Below are 20563 nucleotides of genomic sequence, written 5' to 3' on the forward strand. Positions count from 1 at the left end.
TCAATTTATATTTTATCATTTAAAACCATTCAGGTTAATTACCTTTGTTATAAATATCAGCCTATGTCTTTTAGCAATTTACAACTTATTGACCCACTATTAAAAGCTATAGAAGAGCAACAATACCATGTTCCAACTGAAGTTCAAAAGCAAACCATTCCTGCAATTTTAGAGCAGCGAGATGTTATTGTTTCGGCACAAACAGGCACAGGTAAAACTGCGGCATTTGCGTTACCATTATTGCAACTATTATTTAAAAATCAAGACGCTCCAAAAGGTGCGAAAACAATAAAAGCACTAGTTGTTAGTCCAACACGTGAACTAGCCTTACAAATAGGCAACAATTTTAAGGCCTATGCCAGACATACCAATTTAAGAACAACTGTAATTTTTGGTGGTATTTCAGATAAACCACAAATTGATGTGCTAACAAAAGGGGTTGATATATTGGTAGCAACACCAGGCAGGTTAATTGATTTACAAAAACAGGATATTGTTAATTTAGAAAATGTTGAAATACTAGTTATAGATGAAGCTGATTTGATGCTTGATATGGGTTTTATTGATGATGTAAAAACCATTGAACAATCATGTCCAAATAACAAACAAACCCTTTTATTCTCGGCTACCATACCGTTTAAGGTTGAACAATTAGCCAATACTATTTTAAAAAACCCTAAACGTATAGAAGTTGCTAATACATCTTTAGCTGCAAAAACTATCAATCAGGTTTTATATTATGTCCCGAAACGCAATAAAATGGAATTGTGTTTGCACTTACTTCGAAATGAGATTAAAGGCAGCATATTAATTTTTAGACGTACAAAATTTGGGGTTGACAAACTAGAAAAAACCTTAACCAAAAACGGTTATAATGTAGAAACGTTGCATGGTGATAAATCGCAAACTGATAGACAAACTGCTTTAAAAAAGTTCAAAAACAATATGGTCAATATTCTCATTGCTACTGATGTTGCAGCAAGAGGTATTGATATTGACGATTTGGATGCCGTGATTAACTTTGATTTACCTAACATTTCAGAAACCTATGTACACAGAATTGGCAGAACTGGTCGAGCTGGTAATAGTGGTATGGCTTACTCAATGTGCTCTGCAGATGAAAAAGCATATGTAAAAACAATACAGCAACTCATTCAAAAAGAAATTCCTGTTGAAGAAAACCACCCGTATCCATTAGATCCTCAAGCTAAAGCTATTGTTCACAAGTCCAAACAAACTGGTAGTAAACACAAAAAGGGTAGAAAAAGTAAAGCCTCAAAAAAGAAAAAAAGACGCTGGTATTAAAAAAGAAAACCTTTTGGCTTTTTAAATACCAAAAGGTTCTCACGTTTAGTGTTGTTACGCCCTAACGTAACGGTTTTTGATTAATAGCTCACTAAAAATCTGTTGTTATAGCACTTGCACCAGGAAAATCATGACTATGAGTTGGCTCACAGTTACAATTATCTGATGGTATATCAAATACCAAGAATTTTTGTTGTGCGCGTTCTGCTACGTAAATAGCTCCCTCTTGAGCACGCACAACAACATCAACAGGATTACCTAATTGCGTTAAATCGCCTTCTATTCTTATCTGGTCTGATAAACTTATAGTTCCACCATCACCAGCTTGCATAAACTTGTTTTTAAAATCGGTAATAACTACTAGCGCACCATCATCTGGAGAACCAGCTGAACCGATATCAGTCAAAACCATAATATCTGAAGCTTCATCATAATTTAAACCATGTGTACGAACCAAACCTTCAATGGCTACTTCACTTGTAGCAGGTAGATCTCCACTAGGCGCATTATGGAAGTTTTCAAAATATGCCAAAATATTGCTTACATCTTCAATTGCCCAAAGATCTTTACCTGTAGCTTGAATTCCCCAAACTTCAAATCCAACATTATACTGTCTAAAATCATTTATCTGTCTCGTATTTACATGATAGCTTATTAACTTACCAGGTGTTACATCATCAACCACTACCACTTTATTATTATAAAATGTAGCCTCACGACCATTGGTAAATGTAGAGGGTCCCATGGCAGTTGGCATAGCCATATCACCACCCATGGTATTACTAATATTTGATAAAGCAACCAATTTAGAATCGCTTCTGTTTACATGATAAATAGCATCGCGGCTTCCATCATATACAACACCATCAGCATCTGCATATGGGAGACCAATCATTCTTGATGATCCATTTTCAATATTATAAATACCTAATATTCCTGATGTATTTGAAGAAACATAAACTGAATTTCCTGTTTTTACACCTTTTCTTAAGTTTGAAGCATTAGTAGGTTCTTGGTTTACTGAATCTATTGATTCTGTTTCGCAACTAGTTACAAAACATAGCGTAAGGGCACACGTGAATAAAATTAATTTTTTCATAATGTTTGGTTTTTAGGATTAATAATTAATCTGGTAATAAATACCATTGCAAACACTTACGAAGAAAATGGCTTGAGGGTTTTAAAAAAGGGTGATTATTTTTTAAAACAACGAGAAAAGCACTGTAAACAAAGAGGAAAACGATAAAAATTAATTACCATTAAACCTCAAATCGCTTATCAAAATGGTTCTTTAATATTGGGATTTGTACACAAAGCATCAATCCAAAAAGCACAATAGTGTACAGTACCGTTTTAGAAACAGTTACTGAAAACATATTATCTATAAATTGATAATTAAATAAGCTATTGAAGTCAATTACATCAAACCAATTGCTGTTAGAAGAACTGGAATTATTAACAATAATATAGGCAATTGGTAAAAGAGCAACAGCAATTACAAACCAAGCTTGTTTTGAAATCAATGGTTTATATTCTGTAATTTGATTTGCAGAAACTTTCTCTACACGTTCCATTACAGCATTAGTAAAATTGAAAGATGGTTTTTCTAAACCACTTTCTTGCATCATCTTATCTGATAATTTCTCTAGTTTTTTATCTAAATGCTTTTCCATACGATTCAATAATTTCTGGTTCCAACTGCTGACTAAAAATGACAGCCAACTTTTTTCGACTTCTAAATAATTTCACTTTAACATTATTGGCTGTAAGACCTGTTACTTTTGAAATTTCATCCAAAGATTGTTCTTCAAAATAATATAATGTCATTAAAAAACTATCTTCACTTGGCAATAATTGTAAACATTTTTGGATAGCCAGCTTCTTCTCTTCATGTTCCATTATATCCAATGCATTTTCTATAGTTTTTATGTGATGTTCTGTAAATTCATCAATAGGAACGTGTGCTTGGCTTCGCTTATTCTTCTTTATTCTATCTAAACAAGTATTATATGTCACCCGATATACCCATGTTGAAAATTTTGAGTCACCTTTAAACTTATTTAAGGACTTAAAAATTTTTATAAAAGCGTCTTGAGAAACCTCTTCAGCCTCTTCTCTATTCTTTAACATGCGCAATGCCAATGTAAACACCAAGTCCTTATAATTATCAACCAAACTAGCAAAGGCATTGGTATTACCTGCTATAACTTCATTGATTATAGTTTGTTCGTTGTTGGTGGTCATTTGAGTTTTAGACGACGTAATACTTTCTGCGGTTACAGATAAAATTGAAAAAAAGTTTGAAAAAGTTGTAACCATAATTAATAAGCTGTCGTCATAAGCTATGAAACAAATATAATCATTTATCAATCTGCCTGTGAGCAAACAGGTTAAAAACAAACACTTATGGGATCAGAATTAGTTATCATACCAGTTATTTTCGGAGCTGTATTCGGCGTATTTTACTTGTATTTTTCAACTAGAAACAAAGAACGTTTAGCCTTAATAGAAAAAGGAGCCGATGCGAGTATTTTTATGAAGGGCAAGCAACAAACCGCACCAATTTGGAAAGTCTTAATTCTAAATCTTGCCTTGCTATTAATGGGTATAGGTTTAGGGACTTTTATAGCATCATTACTAGACAATTACACAACGCTTGATAATGAGGCTATTTACCCTGCAACTATTTTCTTTACAGCTGGTGCTGGTCTGTTTTTAGGCTTTAACATGACCAAAAATTTAGATAAAGAATAACCAATTACAATTAAACACTTGATTAAAGCTACAATCTGAAGGATTGTGGCTTTTTTTATTTACAAATTCAATTTAAGAATATGTATCTTTAGCTTTCAAATTTTGATTTTTAAATTCTATGAGAACCTTTTTATCCATTTTTTGCCTTGTTATTGTTTTAGCATCCTGTAAGGACGAAAAAACTGAAGAAAATACCGAAACCGCTATGACTATGCCTAATGAAGATTTTAACAAACTATTAGATAGTTATTATGAAGAGGGACTGCAACTAAACCCATTGAATGCAACTTATGCTGGTGATAATCGCTACAATGATCAATTCCCTAATATGTTATCAAAATCGCATATTGATAAAACTAAAAGTTATTACACCAAATATCTAAATGAATTAAACAATATAGCTGATAGCACCTTAACTGATAGTCAGAAAATGTCTAAAGCCATTTTAAAATGGGAAGTAGATATGGCTTTGGAGGCTTTTAATTTTAAACACCGGGAACTGGTGCCTATAGATCAAATGTGGTCACCACATCTTTCTGTGGGTCAATTAGCTAGCGGTGCAGGCGCGCAACCTTTTGAAACGGTTGAAGATTATAACAATTGGTTAAAGCGTTTGGATGGTTATACCGAGTGGCTGCAATCCGTAAAAAACAACATGGAAAAAGGGATTACCGAAGGTTATGTATTGCCAAAATCATTAATTGTTAAAGTATTACCACAAATAGAATCAGGCGCTTCCAATGATATTGAAAACCACCTATTCTACTCACCTATCAATAATATGCCAGATAGTTTTAGCGACGAAGATAAAGCAACTTTAAAAGATGCTTACACAGCCAAACTGAATGACAAAATTATTCCTGCTTACAAAAGCCTCTATGATTTCTTAAAAACTGATTATGTGGCTGCAGGAAGGGAATCCTCTGGAATTAATGACACACCAAATGGTGCTGCCTATTACAATTACATGATAAAGCTATTTACCACAACCAATATGACTGCTGATGAGATTCATAATCTTGGCTTAAAAGAAGTTGAAAGAATTTCCGCCGAAATGGAAAAAGTAAAAGAGCAAGTAGGTTTTGAAGGTGATTTAAAATCATTCTTTAATCATGTTAGAACCAATAAAGAACTCATGCCATTTGATGATCCACAGGAAGTCATTGATAATTTCAATGCCATTCATGAAACCATGAAACCACAAATCAATAAATTATTTGATGTAAAACCAAAAACAGCATTTGAAGTCAGAAGAACAGAAGCCTTCCGTGAAGCTTCGGCCAGTGCCGAGTACAATCAAGGGTCTTTGGATGGCACCAGACCAGGTATTTTTTATGTGCCTATTCCAGATGTAACTGCTTACAATATATTTAGTGATGAAGCTTTATTTTTACATGAAGCCATTCCTGGACATCATTATCAAATTTCATTACAACAAGAAGACACCAATTTGCCTCAATTCAGAAAAACCTTATGGTACAGTGCCTACGGTGAAGGTTGGGCCTTATATTCAGAATCTTTGGGTAAAGAATTAGGTTTATACACAGACCCATACCAGTATTTTGGTATGCTAGGCATGGAAATGCATAGAGCCATAAGATTAGTGGTTGACACTGGTTTACATTCTAAAGGCTGGACACGAGAAGAAGCTATTCAATATTCTTTAGATCATGAAGCTGAAAGCGAAGCCAGCATCACTTCAGAAATTGAACGCTATATGGCTATGCCAGGACAAGCACTATCCTATAAAATTGGTCAGTTAAAAATTAAAGAACTTCGCGCAAAGGCTGAAAGGGAGTTAGGCACAAACTTTGATATTAGTGAGTTCCATAATGAAGTTTTAGAGCCTGGTTGTGTGCCTTTAGCTTTATTAGAAGATAAAATAAACGCTTGGATTTCAGCAAACAAATAATATGAATTTAAAAAAAAGTTGCTTATTTACTTTTATGATTGCATCGTGGTTTGGTTTTTCGCAAAAAACAACCATTCAAGATAGTCAGTCAAAAACACCTATCTCCTATGCCACTATTTCATTTGGTGACGGCCAAGGTATTTTCGCCGATGATGAAGGCGCCTTTATTTTTACCAAGAAACTCTACCCAGATGTTGATACCTTATATATTTCTGCATTGAGTTATAAAAGCGCAACAATACCAACTTCAAAACTTCAAAAAACTATTTTACTAGAAGAAGAAATCAGTCAGTTAGATGAAATTGTACTCATAGCCAACAACCGCAAGTTCAAGGAAGAAACTTTAGAACCCTATCTGGACGATGATTATTACCATTGCTGGCTACCAACCATAGAATCGGAGATTGCAGTCTATTTTTCCAACCCCAATGACAAGCTTAAAAAATTAAGCACCATCCATTTCCCCATTACCTTGGAATCTCGTGATTGGGAACAGCGTAAAAAGAAAAACGCCGACAAAAAACCGTTTTCAACCCTGTTTAAAGTCAAGTTTTATAAAAATGACAACGGTAAACCTGGTGACGTATTGGTGTATGAGAATATCGTATTTAGAGCCACCGAAAAAAAGGGCGATTCCTATGATTTGGATGTTAGCGACTACAACATCATCTACCCCGAAAACGGATTCTTTGTATCCTTACAGGTATTGGGTTACACCGATAAAGCCGGCAAACTGTTGCCCAACAAAAAATACAAGGAACTAAAAGGTCGGGATGGTGGCATTGTAAAAATACCTACCAATTTCAGACCCTTGTTACCATTTACCAGCGAAATAAAAACCCACAACACCTTTATAAAACGCGTGTTTATAAATGGCAACGACTGGGTACAGTTTAAACCCGGCAGTATGGACTCCAGTTTGCTTAAAACCGGACTCACCAATTACGGCATTGGTATCACCTACAAGGTTTATAAAGATGAATAACCCCTGGCACCTATATGCCATGGCAGCACTGTATATAGTGGCAGGTATCATGCATTTTATCAAACCCGAAATGTATATGCGCATCATGCCACGGTATTTACCCAACCACAAAACCTTGGTACTTTTAAGCGGTTTGGCCGAAATCATGCTGGGTGCCGCACTGCTATTTAAAGAAACAAGGGCTTGGGCTATTTACGGCATTATGTTGATGCTCACCGTATTCTTATTAGTCCACTTCTATATGCTATCAGGTAAAAAAGCCAGTGCAGGTATTCCTAAATGGCTTTTAATATTCCGCATACCACTACAATTTGTTTTGATGTATTGGGCTTATGGGTATTTATGATTTGGTTTTAAAAAACTAAACTTATATTGAATTTGCCTGCATTGAGCTTGTCGAAATGTCATGCTAAACGGACGTTGTACTTGTCATGCTGAACTTGATTCAGCATCTAAAATCACTTACACAAACTACCAACCCACTCACAATTAATCATAATACCTACTCGATTTGTAAGATTTTTAATTATTTTTAGAAGTATAAACGCAATGGCGTTTATCCAATTGTTGGCAACAATTTAAACCCATAAAGTTAATGAACAAATTACTTTTGACTTTTCTAATCGCTTTAACTATAAATTTTCAATCCTACGCTCAATCGATTTATGAGAATGTAACATATTTATATCAAGTAAAAATACCAACAGATTGGAATTTAGTTAGTGAAATTAAAAATGACACTATTCAGAAATTCTCTATTGTGAATTGGACTCTTCCTAAAGTTATTTCTGAATCAAAAGAAAATGAGGTTCAGAATTCTATCGAAATATACGCTCATAAAAATAGTGATATTAAGAACATAAAAGAACTAATAAATCACGAAAAGCAAAAATGGCAACCATTTCTCTTAAAAACGGATATTTCACAAGAGGATTCTGAATTTTCAAGAGAAGTTATGACTACCTCAAAAGTTCCAAGTTTTGACCATAAATCAAAAAAGTATTTGATTTACAAAAATGGAATCTGCTATAGAATACAATTAGTTTGTACACTTGATACTTTTGATAAAAATCTTTCTGATTTTGAAAATTTCTACAAAGAATTTAAGATTGTTGAAAATAAAAAAGAATAAAAATGGACGAAATCTATCCAGCATTGATTGATTATATCCATCAATATTGTTCTGAATTTAATACAGAACTTGAGAAAAAAGCAAGAAACCATAACATTGGAATGCTCAAATGGGGAAATCGAGAAAATTTGCATCCAAAATTAATCGAATTAAGAGATAGACATATATCAACTGATAAAAATGTTTTAAAACTATTAGAAAATGGATTTGAAGAATTTAAAGTAAATTCTGCAACCCGAATTTATAAAGAGCATAAAAATGAACTAAATCTGAATTTATGCCCAAAGTGTAAAAAAATTGCTCGCACACCTAATGCCAAACAATGTAGATTTTGTTTTTATGATTGGCATTAAGAAAAAGAATAACATTTGCAAACTTAAGACGTATAGCTCATAGCTGGGCAGTTGACTAATCGAAGTTTCGGCATATGCAAGTCCGCCAAATTTTTAATTTGGCTATATTTAGTAAATTAAAGGTAAACATAGAAATTAAAAATTCGGCTCATTGCCCAACCCAAAATTATTTTAACTTTAACACGCTACGTTTCATACACAGAACGCTCTATGTAAATTGAACAGATAGAATGAGATATGCATACAATGAAAAGAATGACAAAATAGAAGTTTCTTTTTCAGGGGAAAGAGCAAAATGTCCAGATTGTGATTCTATTGTAATAGGAAAAAAAGGTCCATTCAAAATAAAACATTGGAGTCATAAAACAAAAAATGAATGTGACAGTTGGTATGAACCAATAACCGAATGGCATTTAAACTGGCAAAATTTATTTCCAATTCAATATAGAGAAGTTTCTATATCAAAAAATGGTAAAACCCATCGCGCTGATTTAAAACTTAAAAATAGTTTAGTTATTGAAATTCAGAACTCACCAATAAAGATCTCCGAAATTGAAGAAAGAGAAAAATTTTATGGGGAAAACAATATGATTTGGATTTTGAATGGAGAGAAATTAGCAAGAAAATCAAGAATAACTTATAAGTTTAACAAAAAACAATTCTCCTTATCGTTTTCAATACCAGCTTATAGTCCATTAGTTTCCCAATATGACATGGACGAATTTAAAGTAACCTTATTCAGAAATGAATTACTATTAGGTTTAAAGAATGATAAAAATTTAATTAACTATCGAGAAAATAATGGCAATTATTTTGAATATGAATTTGATACTGATAAAGACTTTTTTGAAATAGATTCTGAACTATCTTATCTCTTTCAAAAAACCTGCAATGAACTGTATGATTATAATGCCTATCATAAAATGTTTTCAGATTTCAATATTTCTTTTAAAAATGTAAAAAGGGATAATTACTCGCAGGTTAAACTAAACAAATTATATTGGAGAAGTTTCATTGATAATATGTCTTTTCCAGTTTTTATAGATAGCTTGAATGGTTTAGAATCTGATTTAATATATTGGTATCAAGAAAATAGAATTATTAAACGTTCAGACTTCATTAACAAATATTTGAAATATACTTAATCAAAAACTGTTAGATGATGTATGTAGTTCATTGTTGCCACTCATTTCAAAGTTATTATTGACCATGTTCCACTTTTGATTAAGCATGTTCCACCTTTGATTGACCATGTTCCACTTTTGATTGACCATGTTCCACTTTTGATTAACCATGTTCCACTTTTGATTGGTCGTTCCAGACTTTTGATTGAGCATTCCAGAGTTTTAATTAAGCGTTCTAAAGTTTTGATTGATCGTTCCAGAGTTTTGATTGCCTATTCTAGACTTTTGATTAACCATTCAAGAGTTGTGATTGGCTGTTCCAAACTTTTGACTATTCAACACTAAACCATATAAACAAATAACCAAATCAACAGTCTTCCGTCTTCCATCATCAACTAATCAACAAATCTTCCAAAGCTGGTTTTAGGTTCACATATTGAAACTCAAAACCCGTGTTTTCAATTTTTTTAGAGCTCACGCGTTGGCTTTCAAATAGTAGTATATGCATCTCACCCAAAATTAATTTCATCATAAATTTTGGAATGTTAGGTAAAATAAGTGGTCGCTTAACTGTGTTTGCTACGGCTTTGGTCAGTTCCGTATTACTCACTGGGTTAGGTGCGACTCCATTAAACACACCTTCTAAATGATGTGTTGCCATGTGCAGAAATATGCCGGCCAAATCATCAACATGAATCCATGATTGCCACTGATCGCCACTACCAAAAGCAGCTCCAAAACCAAATTTTGTGGGTTTGACTATTTGAGGTAAAGCTCCTTCTTTGTCATCCAAAACCAAGCCTATTCTAATTTTAGAAACAGTTAGTCCTAATACGCTAAAAGTATCCGCTTCAGCTTCCCATTTTTTGACAACGTCGCCTAAAAAACTATTGGAATATTCAGAAAATGACTCTTCATAATAATTGGTCAAGGAATCTGGGTAGCCACCAATAGCACTGGCAGAAATCAAATGCTTGATATTGTGTTTGTTTTCTGATAACGCTTTATATAGTAGCTTCAAGGTATTAACACGACTGCTAATGATAGTTTCCTTATAATCTGATGTCCAACGCTTTGCAATACTTGCTCCTGCCAAATTAATAATGGTTTCCACACCCTCTAAACAAGCGCTATCTATAAACTGTTCTCTAGGATTCCAGTAGAACCCTTTGTAATTGGGAAGGTTTTCAATTTTAGATTTCGAAGTGGTTAAATAATAAACGGTAAAATCTTGAGCCAAACACTGTTTTACAATAGCTTGACCAATTAAACCTGTAGCCCCAGTAATTAAAATCTTCATTTACAATTTTTTGTAAAGATACGGATTGCTACATCCAATAATGTTGAGTTTAATTAAGGTTTAACAGATTTAACTATTCTTAACACCGTTTTATAGCCTGTAATCTTTGACTCGCAAACTTACCGAATGCTTTGTTGAAGGGAACATTTGGCTCATAGGCTCGCCGAATGTCAAAAACCTTTTTTCGCTCTTAACATTTCTCTCTTACCAGGAGGCCCAGGCAATCGTTCTACTTCAAAGCCAACAGCCTGCATAGCACGTCTCACACTGCCTTTTGCTGAATAGGTAACCAACACACCTTGAGGTTTTAAAGCCTTAAACATGATTTTAAAAATGGACTCTGTCCATAAATCTGGTTGAACACGTGCGCCAAATGCATCAAAATAAATGAGGTTATAAGTATCCTCATCAGTTATATCCTGAAAAAATTGTTGCCGTTTGGTTAATGTAAAGTTAGGAGTAATGATTGACTTATTTTCCCAATCTACCTCATGCATTTTAAAAAAAGTGTCACTATCATCTTTTAATAAAACATCGTATTGTAATTGCTTGAGCTCATCAAGTAATACAGGATAAGCTTCAACACCAATATAATTTACTGAAACTTGCTTTTTTTTGGCTTCATGCATAGTGAGCATGGCATTTAAACCAGTCCCAAAACCAATTTCCAAAATGGATAAAGGTTGAGAATAGTTTTTGGTCTCAATAACATGCTTAAATCCATGCTCAATAAATACATGCATGGCTTCTTGGTAAGCTCCATGAATAGAATGATACTGCTCGTTCCAATCTTCAATCTGAATGGTTTTGGAACCGTCTGCAGTGGTGATAACGTTACGTTTCACCTTATTTTATCAATAATTTTTGAATTCGTGGAATGGGTCCTGTACATTCTGTTTGATGACAGGAAATACAAACATTTACCGCATTATTAAAGCGTTCTTCAAGCGGAACTTCAGAATCTTCATTAAAAATTTCTCGTTCTGCGTTTAAAAACACGTTTGAAAAACTCTCAAAGATTTCGTTACGGTCTTTAAAATCTGACAATTCAGCTGTATGGATTTTCATAAAATCCATTGGGAATTCGGTTGGTGTTTTGCCATCTAGAATATCTTGCTTAACCTTGAGGTTGTGCGCATACATCTGATTCATGAGATTGGCCATTTCAGATGGCTCATACATATCATAAACAATCTTGGCACTTTCAGAAGTCTCTATAGGCTCTTCTGCCTTATTTTGACAACTAAAAACAACAACCAGAAGACATAATATGGCTATAAGTTGTTTCATTTATTCTTCAATCAATAGCACACCATCTGCCATAAAAGAATAGGTACGTTTTGGTTCGGTAATAGCAGCAATCTCTTCTTCAGATTTTCCAGCATCTTCTGCATAGTGACGTTGCTCATCTACTGAAACTTCAGACACATAAGCATGTCCGTTCATAATAACTTCCTTTCCCGCAATATTTTTTGGCATAAAGAATCCATAATCTTTAAACTTCACCATTACTTCTTCATCATTACCTAAATCTACACGCATCCAACAACCTTTAGCCTGACAAACCTCATTAACCTTTCCCACTATTTTTGTTGAAACACTATCTCCAACCTGCATAGATTGAAAACGTTCAGCCATTTCCGTAGCCTTTATAGCGTTGTCTGACTCTATTTTATCTCCAAAAGATGCATAAGCAACTTCTGCGTTTTCAGTTTCAGTAACTTCAGTGGTTTTTGTTTCATTTTTACAAGAAACTACTATGAACACTAACAATAACAAAGACAATATATTCTTCATGATAATATTTTGATTTAAAAAATTTGCTCCAAATATACAATTTATTTAAGGAATTATTTTGTTTTTTATAAGGTTGAAATTAAGTACTTTTGCATGACCAAAAAACAGAATTATAATGATGGAAACAGACCTTTACGAAATCGATATAGTAAAAGCAGAAAAGAGTAAAATTCAAGATGTAGATTTTGAAAACATTAATTTTGGACGTGTGTTCACTGACCATATGTTTACTTGTGATTTTGTTGATGGCAAATGGCAACAACCTAAAATAATGCCATATCAAGCCATGACTATTGACCCTTCGGCTCGCGTATTCCATTATGGACAAGCAGTTTTTGAAGGTATGAAAGCCTATAAGGACGATAATGGTGAGGTGTTTTTATTTCGTCCAGAAGACAACCATAGCCGTATTAATAAATCAGCAGCTAGATTAGCAATTCCTGAATTTCCAAAAGCATATTTTATGAACGGTTTAACTACTTTGTTAAATCTAGATAAGGATTGGGTTAAACCTGGTGTAGGCAATTCGTTATACATTAGACCATTTGTAATTGCTACAGATTCTGCCATTGCAGCAGCACCATCTAGTAATTACAGATTTATGATTATTTGCTCACCAGCAAAAGCTTATTATACAGGTACTGTACGTGTATTAATTGCTGAAAAATACAGTCGTTCTGCTGATGGTGGCGTTGGTTTTGCCAAAGCTGCTGGAAATTATGCAGCACAGTTTTATCCAACAAGTTTGGCTCAAAAAAGTGGATTCCAACAAATTATTTGGACAGATGCTAACTCACATGAGTATTTAGAAGAAGCTGGAACGATGAATATCTTTTTCAGAATCAATAATACCTTAATTACTGCTCCTACCAGTGACAGGATTCTTGATGGTATTACAAGAAAAAGTGTGATTCAATTGGCTAAAGATAACAATATTGATATAGAGGTTAGACGTATTAGCGTTAGTGAGATTAAGGAGGCTGCTCATAATGGTTTGTTAAAAGAAATTTTTGGAACAGGCACTGCTGCAGTTATTAGTCCCGTTTCGGCATTTGAACATGCTGGAGAAACATTTGAGATTCCTAATACCGATGACAGCTTTGCTTCATTATTTAAAAAGCAATTATTAGAAATACAACATAATCTTTTGGAAGATAAACATAACTGGAGATATTCAGTTAAATAAAAAAAGCAGCCAGTTGGCTGCTTTTTTTTATTTGTTCAGTATGGATTCTATATGCGGTTTAAAATAGTTAGGGCCTTTTAAAACTTTCCCGTCCTCTCTGTAAATTGGCTCACCATCTTCGCCCAATTTACTCATATTGCTGCGCTGAATTTCATTAAAAACGTCTTCAATTTTATGTTGCAAACCATGTTCAATGATGGTTCCGCATAATATATAAAGCATATCTCCCAAAGCATCAGCAACCTCAACCAAGTCATTGTTGTTTGCAGCTTCAAGGTATTCTTCGTTTTCCTCACGCATTAATTTATAACGTAACATGTTTTTTTCCAATCCTAAATCTGCTTTAGGCGTCTCCCGATGACCAATTTTAAAGGCTGTATGGAAAGCTTTGACCGCTTCTATTTTTTCTTTCATTAATTAATTATTTTTCATTTCCACAAATATGGAAATCTCGTTCTATTATTCATAAATTTGCATAAAATTAAGTATATGTTTACAAAAGGTCAATTAGTTTTTGGAATTTTATTTGCCATAGCTTTTATAGGCGTCCTCATTTATGCCTATAGAAAAGACACAAAGCTCCATAAAAAATATTACAAAGGCAGTATTTGGGTATTGTTGGCCTTTATTTCATTTATCCTTTTCATAGTAGCGATTAAGTGGCTTTTTCAATAAAATAACTATTTGGTCCGTCATTCATTATCTTTATAATTTGATTATATTTGATAAACACTACAACTTACCAAATAATGAAAGCATTAAAGTATCTTCTATTTCTCATACTCATTTTAGCTATTGGTTTTTCCATTTATATTGCTGTTCAACCAAACTCTTTTGAAGTTGAGCGCTCCAGAACAATCAAAGCACCTGCAGCTGTTATTTATAACAATGTTATAGATTTTAAAAATTGGGAAGCTTGGTCTTCGTGGGTCGAAAAAGATCCAGAAACAGTTATTACTTTAAACGATAGCACTTTTGGTGTTGGCGGCTCCTATTCATGGGTAGATTCACACGGAAATGGTAGGATGAAAACAATATCCACAAATCCGAATCAAACCATTGAACAGGAATTACAATTTGGAGATTTTGATCCTTCCAAAGTAACTTGGAAATTTGAACCAACTGATGAGGGAACTAACGTCACTTGGAAAATGAGCAGTGATAATATTCCGTTTCTTTTTAAAGCAGGAGCCATATTTGAGGGCGGCTTTGACAATATGATTGGCCCTGACTATGAACGTAGTTTAGAAAAACTTGATAGTATTGTTGTGGCTTCTATGATGAAATATTCTATAAAAGTAGATGGTATTGCCAATCATGGTGGCGGTTATTATATTTACAACACAACATCCTGCAAAATGGATGATCTTAAAAATCAAATGACTGAAATGCTTCCTAAAATTAGTAATTATGCCAAAAAAAATCGAATTGCTATGGCTGGAGCTCCATTTGTTAACTATCATAAATGGGATGAGGAAAACAATGCAGTGATTTTTTCGTGTTGCATACCTACAACCATGCAGGTTATAACCACAGAAAATGATATTTTAACAGGTCAATTAGAGCCTTTTAAAGCGGTTAGAACAACTCTAAAAGGAGATTACGAAAACCTTAAAGAGGCTTGGGATGAAACGTTTAAGTATATTGAAAATTATCAATTAGTTCCAACTGAAACTGGCCCTATGTTAGAAGTATATTTAACCAATCCAGAGTCCAAACCAAATCCAGCCGATTGGATTACTGAAATTTATGTTGCCATAAAAGAATAATGAAAAGTCTTTTATTAGTATTTATTGGCGGTGGCGTTGGGAGTGCGCTTCGATATCTTATTGGGAAATGGTTGAACAGTCCTGATACTGGTATTCCATATGGAACATTTGCTGCTAATATTTTAGGTAGTTTACTTATCGGTATTATCTTGGGCCTTGCAGCAAAAAACAATTCGCTCAACTCTAACCAGACACTGTTATTAGCTACGGGTTTTTGTGGCGGTTTTACAACATTTTCAACATTTGCTTATGAAAACCATGTTTTATTAAAGTCTGGTGATTTTACAAGTTTTGCAGTTTATACTATTGCCAGTTTTATTGTAGGCTTTTTAGCCGTTTTTTTTGGCCTGTATATAATCAAATGGCTTTAATGCTTATGGAATGCTTTTACGCCAGCTTTTACTTCAGCATCTAAATAGTTTACCCTTGGAACTATAGGACATGAATATTTTTCATTGTAAGCACAATATGGGTTGTATGCCGTATTAAAATCTATTAAAATAGTATCATCATTTGGAATCCTAGCTTCCACATATCTCCCACCTGAATAACTCTCCTCACCATTGGTATTATCTAAAAACGGTAAGAACAAATAATCTTCATATCCTGGCTTTTCTAACAAATCCAGATTTTGATAAATATTAAGCTCGTGCTGATTCCCTTTCAAATCAAAAGTAATGACACCATACTTGACATAATTGGCCAACCGTTCTGTTGTTGTTTTCATTTTAAAAGGTTTTTCATCTGGTGTTCTTTTTAGTTTTGCTTTTACAACATAAGCAGAGTCAAACTTAAAAAAATCAAGGCCTTTAAAATCTTTTCTATCTCTATCTTCTAATGGCGATTTTGTGGCGTCTTTAAAATCAGCATTCATTTGACGCTGCCAATCTGTTTCACCTAAAAGAGGCTCTTTATCTTGAGCACATGTTAAAGCAGAAATCGCTAAAAAAAGTAAAAGTATGTGTTTCATTGTGATATTTTTTCATTTCAAAAATACAACTTAAAGTTTTTTTACCTAGTTTTGAGTATCATTTAGAAAAAATTATGCAAAACTGTATCGTGAAATATACGCAAAGACAAACCTCTTGGGAAAGAAGTTGGACACGCTATATATTATGATGATATAAACATATAATTAAACAATATAGAAAAGTCCGACGATAACGTCGGACTTTTTATTTTTATAACAATCAATCAAAATGAAAAAACTTTATTTTAACTATCTAGGCACATTTAAAGGTCTCTCAAAAGAAATCTGGTGGCTCGCCCTTATCACACTTATTAATAGAGCTGGCACCATGGTTATACCCTTTTTGTCTTTATATCTCACCGAAGATTTACATTTTGAACCCAAAGATGTCGGTTGGATTATGACAGCCTTTGGTTTAGGTTCATTTGTAGGATCCTGGCTTGGCGGTAAATTGACTGATAAAATTGGCTACTATAAAGTCATGGTTAGAAGTCTTTTAACAACAGGATTGCTCTTTATTGGTTTACAGTTTCTAAACACTTTTGCATCGCTGTGCCTGGGTATATTTTTAGTAATGCTTGTTGCCGACATGTTTCGTCCTGCTATGTTTGTGGCTTTAAGCGCATACAGTAAACCGGAAAATAAAACACGTAGTGTAACGCTTATTCGTCTAGCAATAAATCTCGGGTTTTCAGCTGGACCTGCGGTTGGCGGACTCATTATAACGACTATGAGTTATAGTGGTTTGTTTTGGGTAGATGGTATCACTTGTATATTGGCAACATTACTGTTAATTCAGGTGTTACATCCAAAAAAAGCAAAGCCAGTAGATACGGTCATTAATGAAAATCCGCAATCAGCATATAAAGACAAAGCTTTCTGGATATTCTTGGTATCAATGACCCTGTTTGGAATTATATTTTTGCAATATTTTTCTACCATGCCCATATATTATAAAGATGTACACAAGCTTACTGAATTGGAGATTGGTTTACTGCTTGGCTTAAACGGTGCATTTATTTTCCTATTAGAAATGCCACTTATAAAATGGCTAGAAAATATTAAAATATCAAAAGCTACACTCATGCTCATTGGCGCATTTTTAACGGCTATGAGTTTTTTGGTGTTGAATATGACGCCTTGGATTGGTATCTTACTCATAGGCATGTTATTTATGACTGTAGGAGAAATGATTGCCTTTCCTTTTTCTAATGCTTTTGCGATGGAACGTGCCAAAAAAGGAAATCAGGGTGAGTACATGGCACTCTATACCATTTCATTTTCCATTGCTCATATTTTTGGTCACAATGCTGGCATGCAGTTGGTTGATAATATTGGTTTTGATAATACGTGGTACATTATGACTGGGCTTGGTATGATTTGTGCTTTGTTATTATGGATATTAAAGCGATATTTAAAAGCTAAAAATGAATTAAGTTATGGATAGACCTTGGGAAAATCTACCAATATTTCAAAAAGCCGAAAGTATCAGAACACTCGTTGATTCCATTGTTGAAATTACTATGGAATCAGAGATGTTCTTTGAAACTGAAGAAGATGGCAAAATGATAGATGACAGTATAAACTATCTTGTCGATAACTCATTGGCTATTCCGTCGAACATTGTAGAAGCTTCTGACGAAGATGTTTTTTACGATATTAAAATGGAACATGCAGCCATAATTAGAAAGGCTGCTAAAGATATATTAACCGATTTATCAACTTTAGAGCATTTTGGATTTAAAGACATCGAATATTTAGAAGTATTGCGAAATGAGATGGAAGAATTCAGAGTTTTATTTGCTGAATGGGTAAAAACATTTGACCCCTGGAATTATACTATTGATCGTTGGGGTTTGTTTAATCCGCCTGGAATCGATTTTGACGATTATGATCCTGATGATGATATCCCATTGAATGGTGATGATGATTAAACTTATTTCATAGGCTTAACTGGATTATGCTTTATAACATGAGATAATACAATTTGTGTTTTAGTTTCGCCATAGACAATCAATTGATCAATAAAAGCTTCTAGGTGTTTTTGGTTTTTTAAAACAACTTCCATTACTATATTTTCGTTACCGGTAATTCGGTAGCAATTAATAACCTCATCATAGGTTTTTACCTTATCTAAAAATGGTTTCAACATACCCATAAAAGCTCGAATAGTTATTAAAGCTTTTAGCTGATACCCTGCTTCAAATGGGGAAACTGTGGTGTGATAATCTTGAATAATCCCCAGGTCTTCCATTTTCTTTATCCGTTCAGAAACTGCAGGTGAGCTAATACCAACTTGACGTCCAATTTCAGCATTGGATAAGCGTGCGTTCTGTTGTAAGCATTTCAAAATCTTCCAGTTAAGCGAGTCTATACTCATTTTTAAAGTAATTAAATTAAAATAACTTAATAATTAAATCAAATATACAATTTTACCTTAATAACGAAAGTAAAATACCATTTCTTGTCACTAATTTTGGTAAAATTGCTATTAGAAACATGTTACCAAATATTCCATCAAATCTGTACTACTTGCCTATTTATCAAAAGGCTATAGATATCATTACACTTTCTCGAAGTATTTCGACGTATTTAAATCAAGATTTATCAGCCCTATTGCAAGATGGTTCAGAGGATAACCACATCTATTTTTCAGGTGATATTGTGCAACAATCAGTGTCTTTAGCCCCTGAAATTGTTAAAGCAGAACAAGAACGTTTTTCTGATAAAAAATATAAGCACATAGCTTCAATTAAACGACTCACATATTTACTCAACAAAAATATTAAACGTTTAGAGCAATGTAATAGCAATGGTAAAGATTATCTACCACTATTAAACTCTGAATTAAAAAAATTTAAAAAATTACAACGTAGCTGGATGTTAACGTTGTAGCACTATCTACCATGAGGTTCCATATTGGGTAGCGCATTCAAATCACGAACATAATAATCAAAGTGACGTTTCATTTCATAAAACATATCCTTACGAAACTCACGAATACCATGATCGGCTCCTTCAAATAAAATAAAACGGGTTGGATGTTTTGATTTGTAAAGCTTTTCAACTAATTCCATAGATTCTTCAGGTAACACACGCCAATCTGCACTACCATGCATAATTAAAAGTGGTGTAGTTTTACAAATGGCGTCTGCCCAATAAACTGCAGATCGCGCTTTTAATTCTGATTCTTTTTTGTCCCAATAATTAGGAATAAGTTCAGCATATACACGCTTTTCCATTTCTGGTCTACTCTGGATGTTTGCAAATGAATTTGCCGCACCAGCAGTAACTGCAGCCGCTTTAAATTCACAACTTTCTTTCAATGCTAAATAAGTCATCATACCTCCTCTACTGCCTCCTTGAATCCCAATTCTATTCGTATCTGCTTTTGGGATTTCTTTTAAGGTGTTTACTAAATTTAAAACATCGTTAACATCTTTTCCACCAAATTCTTCCATGCCGTCACCTCCATCATTTCCTCTATATTGACTAGCAATAACTACATATCCCCAAGTTGCCATTTTACCTAAAAAGTAGGCTACACTTATTTCAGACCACTGCCCAAAATCACGATTTCCACCACGATTGGAAACAATGCATGGAAACAAACCTTTGGATTTTGGTTCGACTAAATAGGCTGTAACTTTTAGACCATCTGATAAATATGTAATCTTGTAAAAATTAAGCTCACCTAATTTTTCCGCCAAATCAGCATCAAAAGTACTGATGCGATTGACTATAGTGTCTGAAATAAAAAAAGCTTTCTTATTAACAACTTTACCGTCTTGGGAATAGGAATTGTAATTAACGCATAAAACCAGTAGTAGTGCTAAAAAATATTTATACATCGAAACTTGATAAATTGATTGTTTTACAATTTACATATTTCTGCGATACTGACCGCCTACTTCATATAAGTCTTGGGTTGTCTGACCTAAAAAACATCTTATAAACTTCCTTTAGGATCTTGAAA

Annotated in this window: 26 protein-coding genes; 14 read left to right on the forward strand and 12 right to left on the reverse strand. The window is 33.7% G+C overall.

Translation table 11 applies throughout. The annotated features are described in order from the left end of the window. Positions 1-63: 63 nt before the first annotated feature. The gene (locus HGK31_RS12245; protein WP_191860316.1) at positions 64-1305 is read left to right on the forward strand and encodes a DEAD/DEAH box helicase; all 1242 of its coding nucleotides are present in this window, start codon (positions 64-66) and stop codon (positions 1303-1305) included. Positions 1306-1396: 91 nt separating this feature from the next. Here HGK31_RS12245 and HGK31_RS12250 read toward each other — a convergent pair whose 3' ends face one another. The 3 genes from HGK31_RS12250 to HGK31_RS12260 all read right to left on the reverse strand — a co-directional run bounded on the left by HGK31_RS12250 (position 1397) and on the right by HGK31_RS12260 (position 3549). Continuing rightward, positions 1397-2404, reverse strand: coding sequence for a hypothetical protein (locus HGK31_RS12250; protein WP_191860318.1), 1008 nt, complete (start codon positions 2402-2404; stop codon positions 1397-1399). A 160-nt stretch (positions 2405-2564) separates the two neighbouring features. Then, complete coding sequence (locus tag HGK31_RS12255) at positions 2565-2978, reverse strand: hypothetical protein (protein WP_191860320.1); 414 nt, start codon at positions 2976-2978, stop codon at positions 2565-2567. Next, positions 2959-3549: an RNA polymerase sigma factor gene (locus HGK31_RS12260; RefSeq protein ID WP_191860444.1), complete on the reverse strand. Its 591-nt coding sequence runs from the start codon at positions 3547-3549 to the stop codon at positions 2959-2961. The genes HGK31_RS12255 and HGK31_RS12260 overlap by 20 nt, the downstream gene beginning before the upstream one ends. Positions 3550-3711: 162 nt before the next feature. On the opposite strand from HGK31_RS12260, the gene HGK31_RS12265 reads away from it, so the two are divergent. The 7 genes from HGK31_RS12265 (at position 3712) to HGK31_RS12295 (ending at position 9586) form a co-directional block, all read left to right on the forward strand. Beyond that, positions 3712-4059: a DUF6249 domain-containing protein gene (locus HGK31_RS12265; protein ID WP_104736224.1), complete on the forward strand. Its 348-nt coding sequence runs from the start codon at positions 3712-3714 to the stop codon at positions 4057-4059. Between the two features lie 118 nt (positions 4060-4177). Beyond that, on the forward strand, positions 4178-5971 hold the full coding sequence (locus HGK31_RS12270; RefSeq protein ID WP_191860322.1) for a DUF885 domain-containing protein: 1794 nt from the start codon (positions 4178-4180) through the stop codon (positions 5969-5971). A 1-nt stretch (position 5972) separates the two neighbouring features. Then, on the forward strand, positions 5973-6956 hold the full coding sequence (locus HGK31_RS12275; protein ID WP_233451116.1) for a hypothetical protein: 984 nt from the start codon (positions 5973-5975) through the stop codon (positions 6954-6956). Then, a complete protein-coding gene (locus HGK31_RS12280) occupies positions 6949-7302 on the forward strand; it encodes a DoxX family protein (protein ID WP_191860324.1) in 354 nt (117 codons plus the stop codon). The genes HGK31_RS12275 and HGK31_RS12280 overlap by 8 nt, the downstream gene beginning before the upstream one ends. 249 nt (positions 7303-7551) lie before the next feature. Continuing rightward, complete coding sequence (locus tag HGK31_RS12285; RefSeq protein WP_191860326.1) at positions 7552-8088, forward strand: hypothetical protein; 537 nt, start codon at positions 7552-7554, stop codon at positions 8086-8088. Positions 8089-8090: 2 nt separating this feature from the next. Next, a complete protein-coding gene (locus HGK31_RS12290; protein ID WP_191860328.1) occupies positions 8091-8441 on the forward strand; it encodes a hypothetical protein in 351 nt (116 codons plus the stop codon). A 230-nt stretch (positions 8442-8671) separates the two neighbouring features. After that, positions 8672-9586 carry a competence protein CoiA gene (locus HGK31_RS12295; protein WP_191860329.1) on the forward strand — a complete coding sequence of 305 codons (915 nt, stop codon included), beginning with the start codon at positions 8672-8674 and terminating at the stop codon, positions 9584-9586. Here the strand turns inward: HGK31_RS12295 and HGK31_RS12300 are convergent, their stop codons facing one another. The 5 genes from HGK31_RS12300 to HGK31_RS12320 all read right to left on the reverse strand — a co-directional run bounded on the left by HGK31_RS12300 (position 9587) and on the right by HGK31_RS12320 (position 12662). After that, a complete protein-coding gene (locus HGK31_RS12300; RefSeq protein WP_191860331.1) occupies positions 9587-9778 on the reverse strand; it encodes a hypothetical protein in 192 nt (63 codons plus the stop codon). 178 nt (positions 9779-9956) lie between these two features. Further along, complete coding sequence (locus tag HGK31_RS12305) at positions 9957-10865, reverse strand: TIGR01777 family oxidoreductase (RefSeq protein WP_191860333.1); 909 nt, start codon at positions 10863-10865, stop codon at positions 9957-9959. A gap of 170 nt (positions 10866-11035) precedes the next feature. Continuing rightward, positions 11036-11710 (reverse strand): tRNA (5-methylaminomethyl-2-thiouridine)(34)-methyltransferase MnmD, encoded by a 675-nt coding sequence (gene mnmD / locus HGK31_RS12310; protein ID WP_191860335.1) that lies wholly within the window; start codon positions 11708-11710, stop codon positions 11036-11038. Position 11711: 1 nt separating this feature from the next. After that, positions 11712-12155, reverse strand: a complete 444-nt coding sequence (locus HGK31_RS12315) for a hypothetical protein (protein WP_191860337.1) — start codon at positions 12153-12155, stop codon at positions 11712-11714. Continuing rightward, positions 12156-12662 (reverse strand): DUF4920 domain-containing protein, encoded by a 507-nt coding sequence (locus tag HGK31_RS12320; RefSeq protein WP_191860339.1) that lies wholly within the window; start codon positions 12660-12662, stop codon positions 12156-12158. Between the two features lie 115 nt (positions 12663-12777). Here HGK31_RS12320 and HGK31_RS12325 point away from each other — a divergent pair, with 115 nt between their 5' ends. Next, positions 12778-13848: a branched-chain amino acid aminotransferase gene (locus HGK31_RS12325; protein WP_191860340.1), complete on the forward strand. Its 1071-nt coding sequence runs from the start codon at positions 12778-12780 to the stop codon at positions 13846-13848. Between the two features lie 27 nt (positions 13849-13875). Here HGK31_RS12325 and HGK31_RS12330 read toward each other — a convergent pair whose 3' ends face one another. Continuing rightward, the gene (locus HGK31_RS12330) at positions 13876-14262 is read right to left on the reverse strand and encodes a pyrophosphohydrolase domain-containing protein (protein ID WP_104736212.1); all 387 of its coding nucleotides are present in this window, start codon (positions 14260-14262) and stop codon (positions 13876-13878) included. 335 nt (positions 14263-14597) lie between these two features. Here HGK31_RS12330 and HGK31_RS12335 point away from each other — a divergent pair, with 335 nt between their 5' ends. Together HGK31_RS12335 and crcB are read left to right on the forward strand one after the other, a co-directional pair. Further along, on the forward strand, positions 14598-15617 hold the full coding sequence (locus HGK31_RS12335; RefSeq protein WP_191860342.1) for an SRPBCC family protein: 1020 nt from the start codon (positions 14598-14600) through the stop codon (positions 15615-15617). After that, complete coding sequence (gene crcB / locus HGK31_RS12340; RefSeq protein ID WP_191860344.1) at positions 15617-15988, forward strand: fluoride efflux transporter CrcB; 372 nt, start codon at positions 15617-15619, stop codon at positions 15986-15988. The genes HGK31_RS12335 and crcB overlap by 1 nt, the downstream gene beginning before the upstream one ends. Here crcB and HGK31_RS12345 read toward each other — a convergent pair. Further along, positions 15985-16587: a DUF1684 domain-containing protein gene (locus HGK31_RS12345; RefSeq protein ID WP_191860346.1), complete on the reverse strand. Its 603-nt coding sequence runs from the start codon at positions 16585-16587 to the stop codon at positions 15985-15987. The genes crcB and HGK31_RS12345 overlap by 4 nt on opposite strands. A gap of 229 nt (positions 16588-16816) precedes the next feature. On the opposite strand from HGK31_RS12345, the gene HGK31_RS12350 reads away from it, so the two are divergent. Further along, complete coding sequence (locus tag HGK31_RS12350; RefSeq protein ID WP_191860348.1) at positions 16817-18034, forward strand: MDR family MFS transporter; 1218 nt, start codon at positions 16817-16819, stop codon at positions 18032-18034. Next, a complete protein-coding gene (locus HGK31_RS12355) occupies positions 18027-18521 on the forward strand; it encodes a hypothetical protein (protein WP_191860349.1) in 495 nt (164 codons plus the stop codon). Before HGK31_RS12350 ends, HGK31_RS12355 begins: the two co-directional genes overlap by 8 nt. Before the next feature lie 2 nt (positions 18522-18523). On the opposite strand, the gene HGK31_RS12360 is transcribed toward HGK31_RS12355, so the two are convergent. Continuing rightward, positions 18524-18967: an Lrp/AsnC family transcriptional regulator gene (locus tag HGK31_RS12360; RefSeq protein ID WP_104736205.1), complete on the reverse strand. Its 444-nt coding sequence runs from the start codon at positions 18965-18967 to the stop codon at positions 18524-18526. 119 nt (positions 18968-19086) lie between these two features. Here HGK31_RS12360 and HGK31_RS12365 point away from each other — a divergent pair, with 119 nt between their 5' ends. Further along, on the forward strand, positions 19087-19482 hold the full coding sequence (locus HGK31_RS12365) for a hypothetical protein (protein WP_104736204.1): 396 nt from the start codon (positions 19087-19089) through the stop codon (positions 19480-19482). A gap of 2 nt (positions 19483-19484) precedes the next feature. On the opposite strand, the gene HGK31_RS12370 is transcribed toward HGK31_RS12365, so the two are convergent. Then, positions 19485-20438 carry an alpha/beta hydrolase family protein gene (locus HGK31_RS12370; protein ID WP_191860351.1) on the reverse strand — a complete coding sequence of 318 codons (954 nt, stop codon included), beginning with the start codon at positions 20436-20438 and terminating at the stop codon, positions 19485-19487. Between the last annotated feature and the right edge of the window lie 125 nt (positions 20439-20563).

The sequence above is a fragment of the Hanstruepera ponticola genome (genome assembly GCF_012931685.1).
GTDB classification, from domain to species: domain Bacteria; phylum Bacteroidota; class Bacteroidia; order Flavobacteriales; family Flavobacteriaceae; genus Hanstruepera; species Hanstruepera ponticola.

Coding starts and splice junctions, on each gene's coding strand:
- HGK31_RS12245 (WP_191860316.1), top strand. CDS start 64: ATGTCTTTTAGCAATTTACAACTTATTGACCCACTATTAAAAGCTATA.
- HGK31_RS12250 (WP_191860318.1), bottom strand. CDS start 2,404: ATGAAAAAATTAATTTTATTCACGTGTGCCCTTACGCTATGTTTTGTA.
- HGK31_RS12255 (WP_191860320.1), bottom strand. CDS start 2,978: ATGGAAAAGCATTTAGATAAAAAACTAGAGAAATTATCAGATAAGATG.
- HGK31_RS12260 (WP_191860444.1), bottom strand. CDS start 3,549: ATGACCACCAACAACGAACAAACTATAATCAATGAAGTTATAGCAGGT.
- HGK31_RS12265 (WP_104736224.1), top strand. CDS start 3,712: ATGGGATCAGAATTAGTTATCATACCAGTTATTTTCGGAGCTGTATTC.
- HGK31_RS12270 (WP_191860322.1), top strand. CDS start 4,178: ATGAGAACCTTTTTATCCATTTTTTGCCTTGTTATTGTTTTAGCATCC.
- HGK31_RS12275 (WP_233451116.1), top strand. CDS start 5,973: ATGAATTTAAAAAAAAGTTGCTTATTTACTTTTATGATTGCATCGTGG.
- HGK31_RS12280 (WP_191860324.1), top strand. CDS start 6,949: ATGAATAACCCCTGGCACCTATATGCCATGGCAGCACTGTATATAGTG.
- HGK31_RS12285 (WP_191860326.1), top strand. CDS start 7,552: ATGAACAAATTACTTTTGACTTTTCTAATCGCTTTAACTATAAATTTT.
- HGK31_RS12290 (WP_191860328.1), top strand. CDS start 8,091: ATGGACGAAATCTATCCAGCATTGATTGATTATATCCATCAATATTGT.
- HGK31_RS12295 (WP_191860329.1), top strand. CDS start 8,672: ATGAGATATGCATACAATGAAAAGAATGACAAAATAGAAGTTTCTTTT.
- HGK31_RS12300 (WP_191860331.1), bottom strand. CDS start 9,778: ATGCTCAATCAAAAGTCTGGAACGACCAATCAAAAGTGGAACATGGTT.
- HGK31_RS12305 (WP_191860333.1), bottom strand. CDS start 10,865: ATGAAGATTTTAATTACTGGGGCTACAGGTTTAATTGGTCAAGCTATT.
- HGK31_RS12315 (WP_191860337.1), bottom strand. CDS start 12,155: ATGAAACAACTTATAGCCATATTATGTCTTCTGGTTGTTGTTTTTAGT.
- HGK31_RS12320 (WP_191860339.1), bottom strand. CDS start 12,662: ATGAAGAATATATTGTCTTTGTTATTGTTAGTGTTCATAGTAGTTTCT.
- HGK31_RS12325 (WP_191860340.1), top strand. CDS start 12,778: ATGATGGAAACAGACCTTTACGAAATCGATATAGTAAAAGCAGAAAAG.
- HGK31_RS12330 (WP_104736212.1), bottom strand. CDS start 14,262: ATGAAAGAAAAAATAGAAGCGGTCAAAGCTTTCCATACAGCCTTTAAA.
- HGK31_RS12335 (WP_191860342.1), top strand. CDS start 14,598: ATGAAAGCATTAAAGTATCTTCTATTTCTCATACTCATTTTAGCTATT.
- crcB (WP_191860344.1), top strand. CDS start 15,617: ATGAAAAGTCTTTTATTAGTATTTATTGGCGGTGGCGTTGGGAGTGCG.
- HGK31_RS12345 (WP_191860346.1), bottom strand. CDS start 16,587: ATGAAACACATACTTTTACTTTTTTTAGCGATTTCTGCTTTAACATGT.
- HGK31_RS12350 (WP_191860348.1), top strand. CDS start 16,817: ATGAAAAAACTTTATTTTAACTATCTAGGCACATTTAAAGGTCTCTCA.
- HGK31_RS12355 (WP_191860349.1), top strand. CDS start 18,027: ATGGATAGACCTTGGGAAAATCTACCAATATTTCAAAAAGCCGAAAGT.
- HGK31_RS12360 (WP_104736205.1), bottom strand. CDS start 18,967: ATGAGTATAGACTCGCTTAACTGGAAGATTTTGAAATGCTTACAACAG.
- HGK31_RS12365 (WP_104736204.1), top strand. CDS start 19,087: ATGTTACCAAATATTCCATCAAATCTGTACTACTTGCCTATTTATCAA.
- HGK31_RS12370 (WP_191860351.1), bottom strand. CDS start 20,438: ATGTATAAATATTTTTTAGCACTACTACTGGTTTTATGCGTTAATTAC.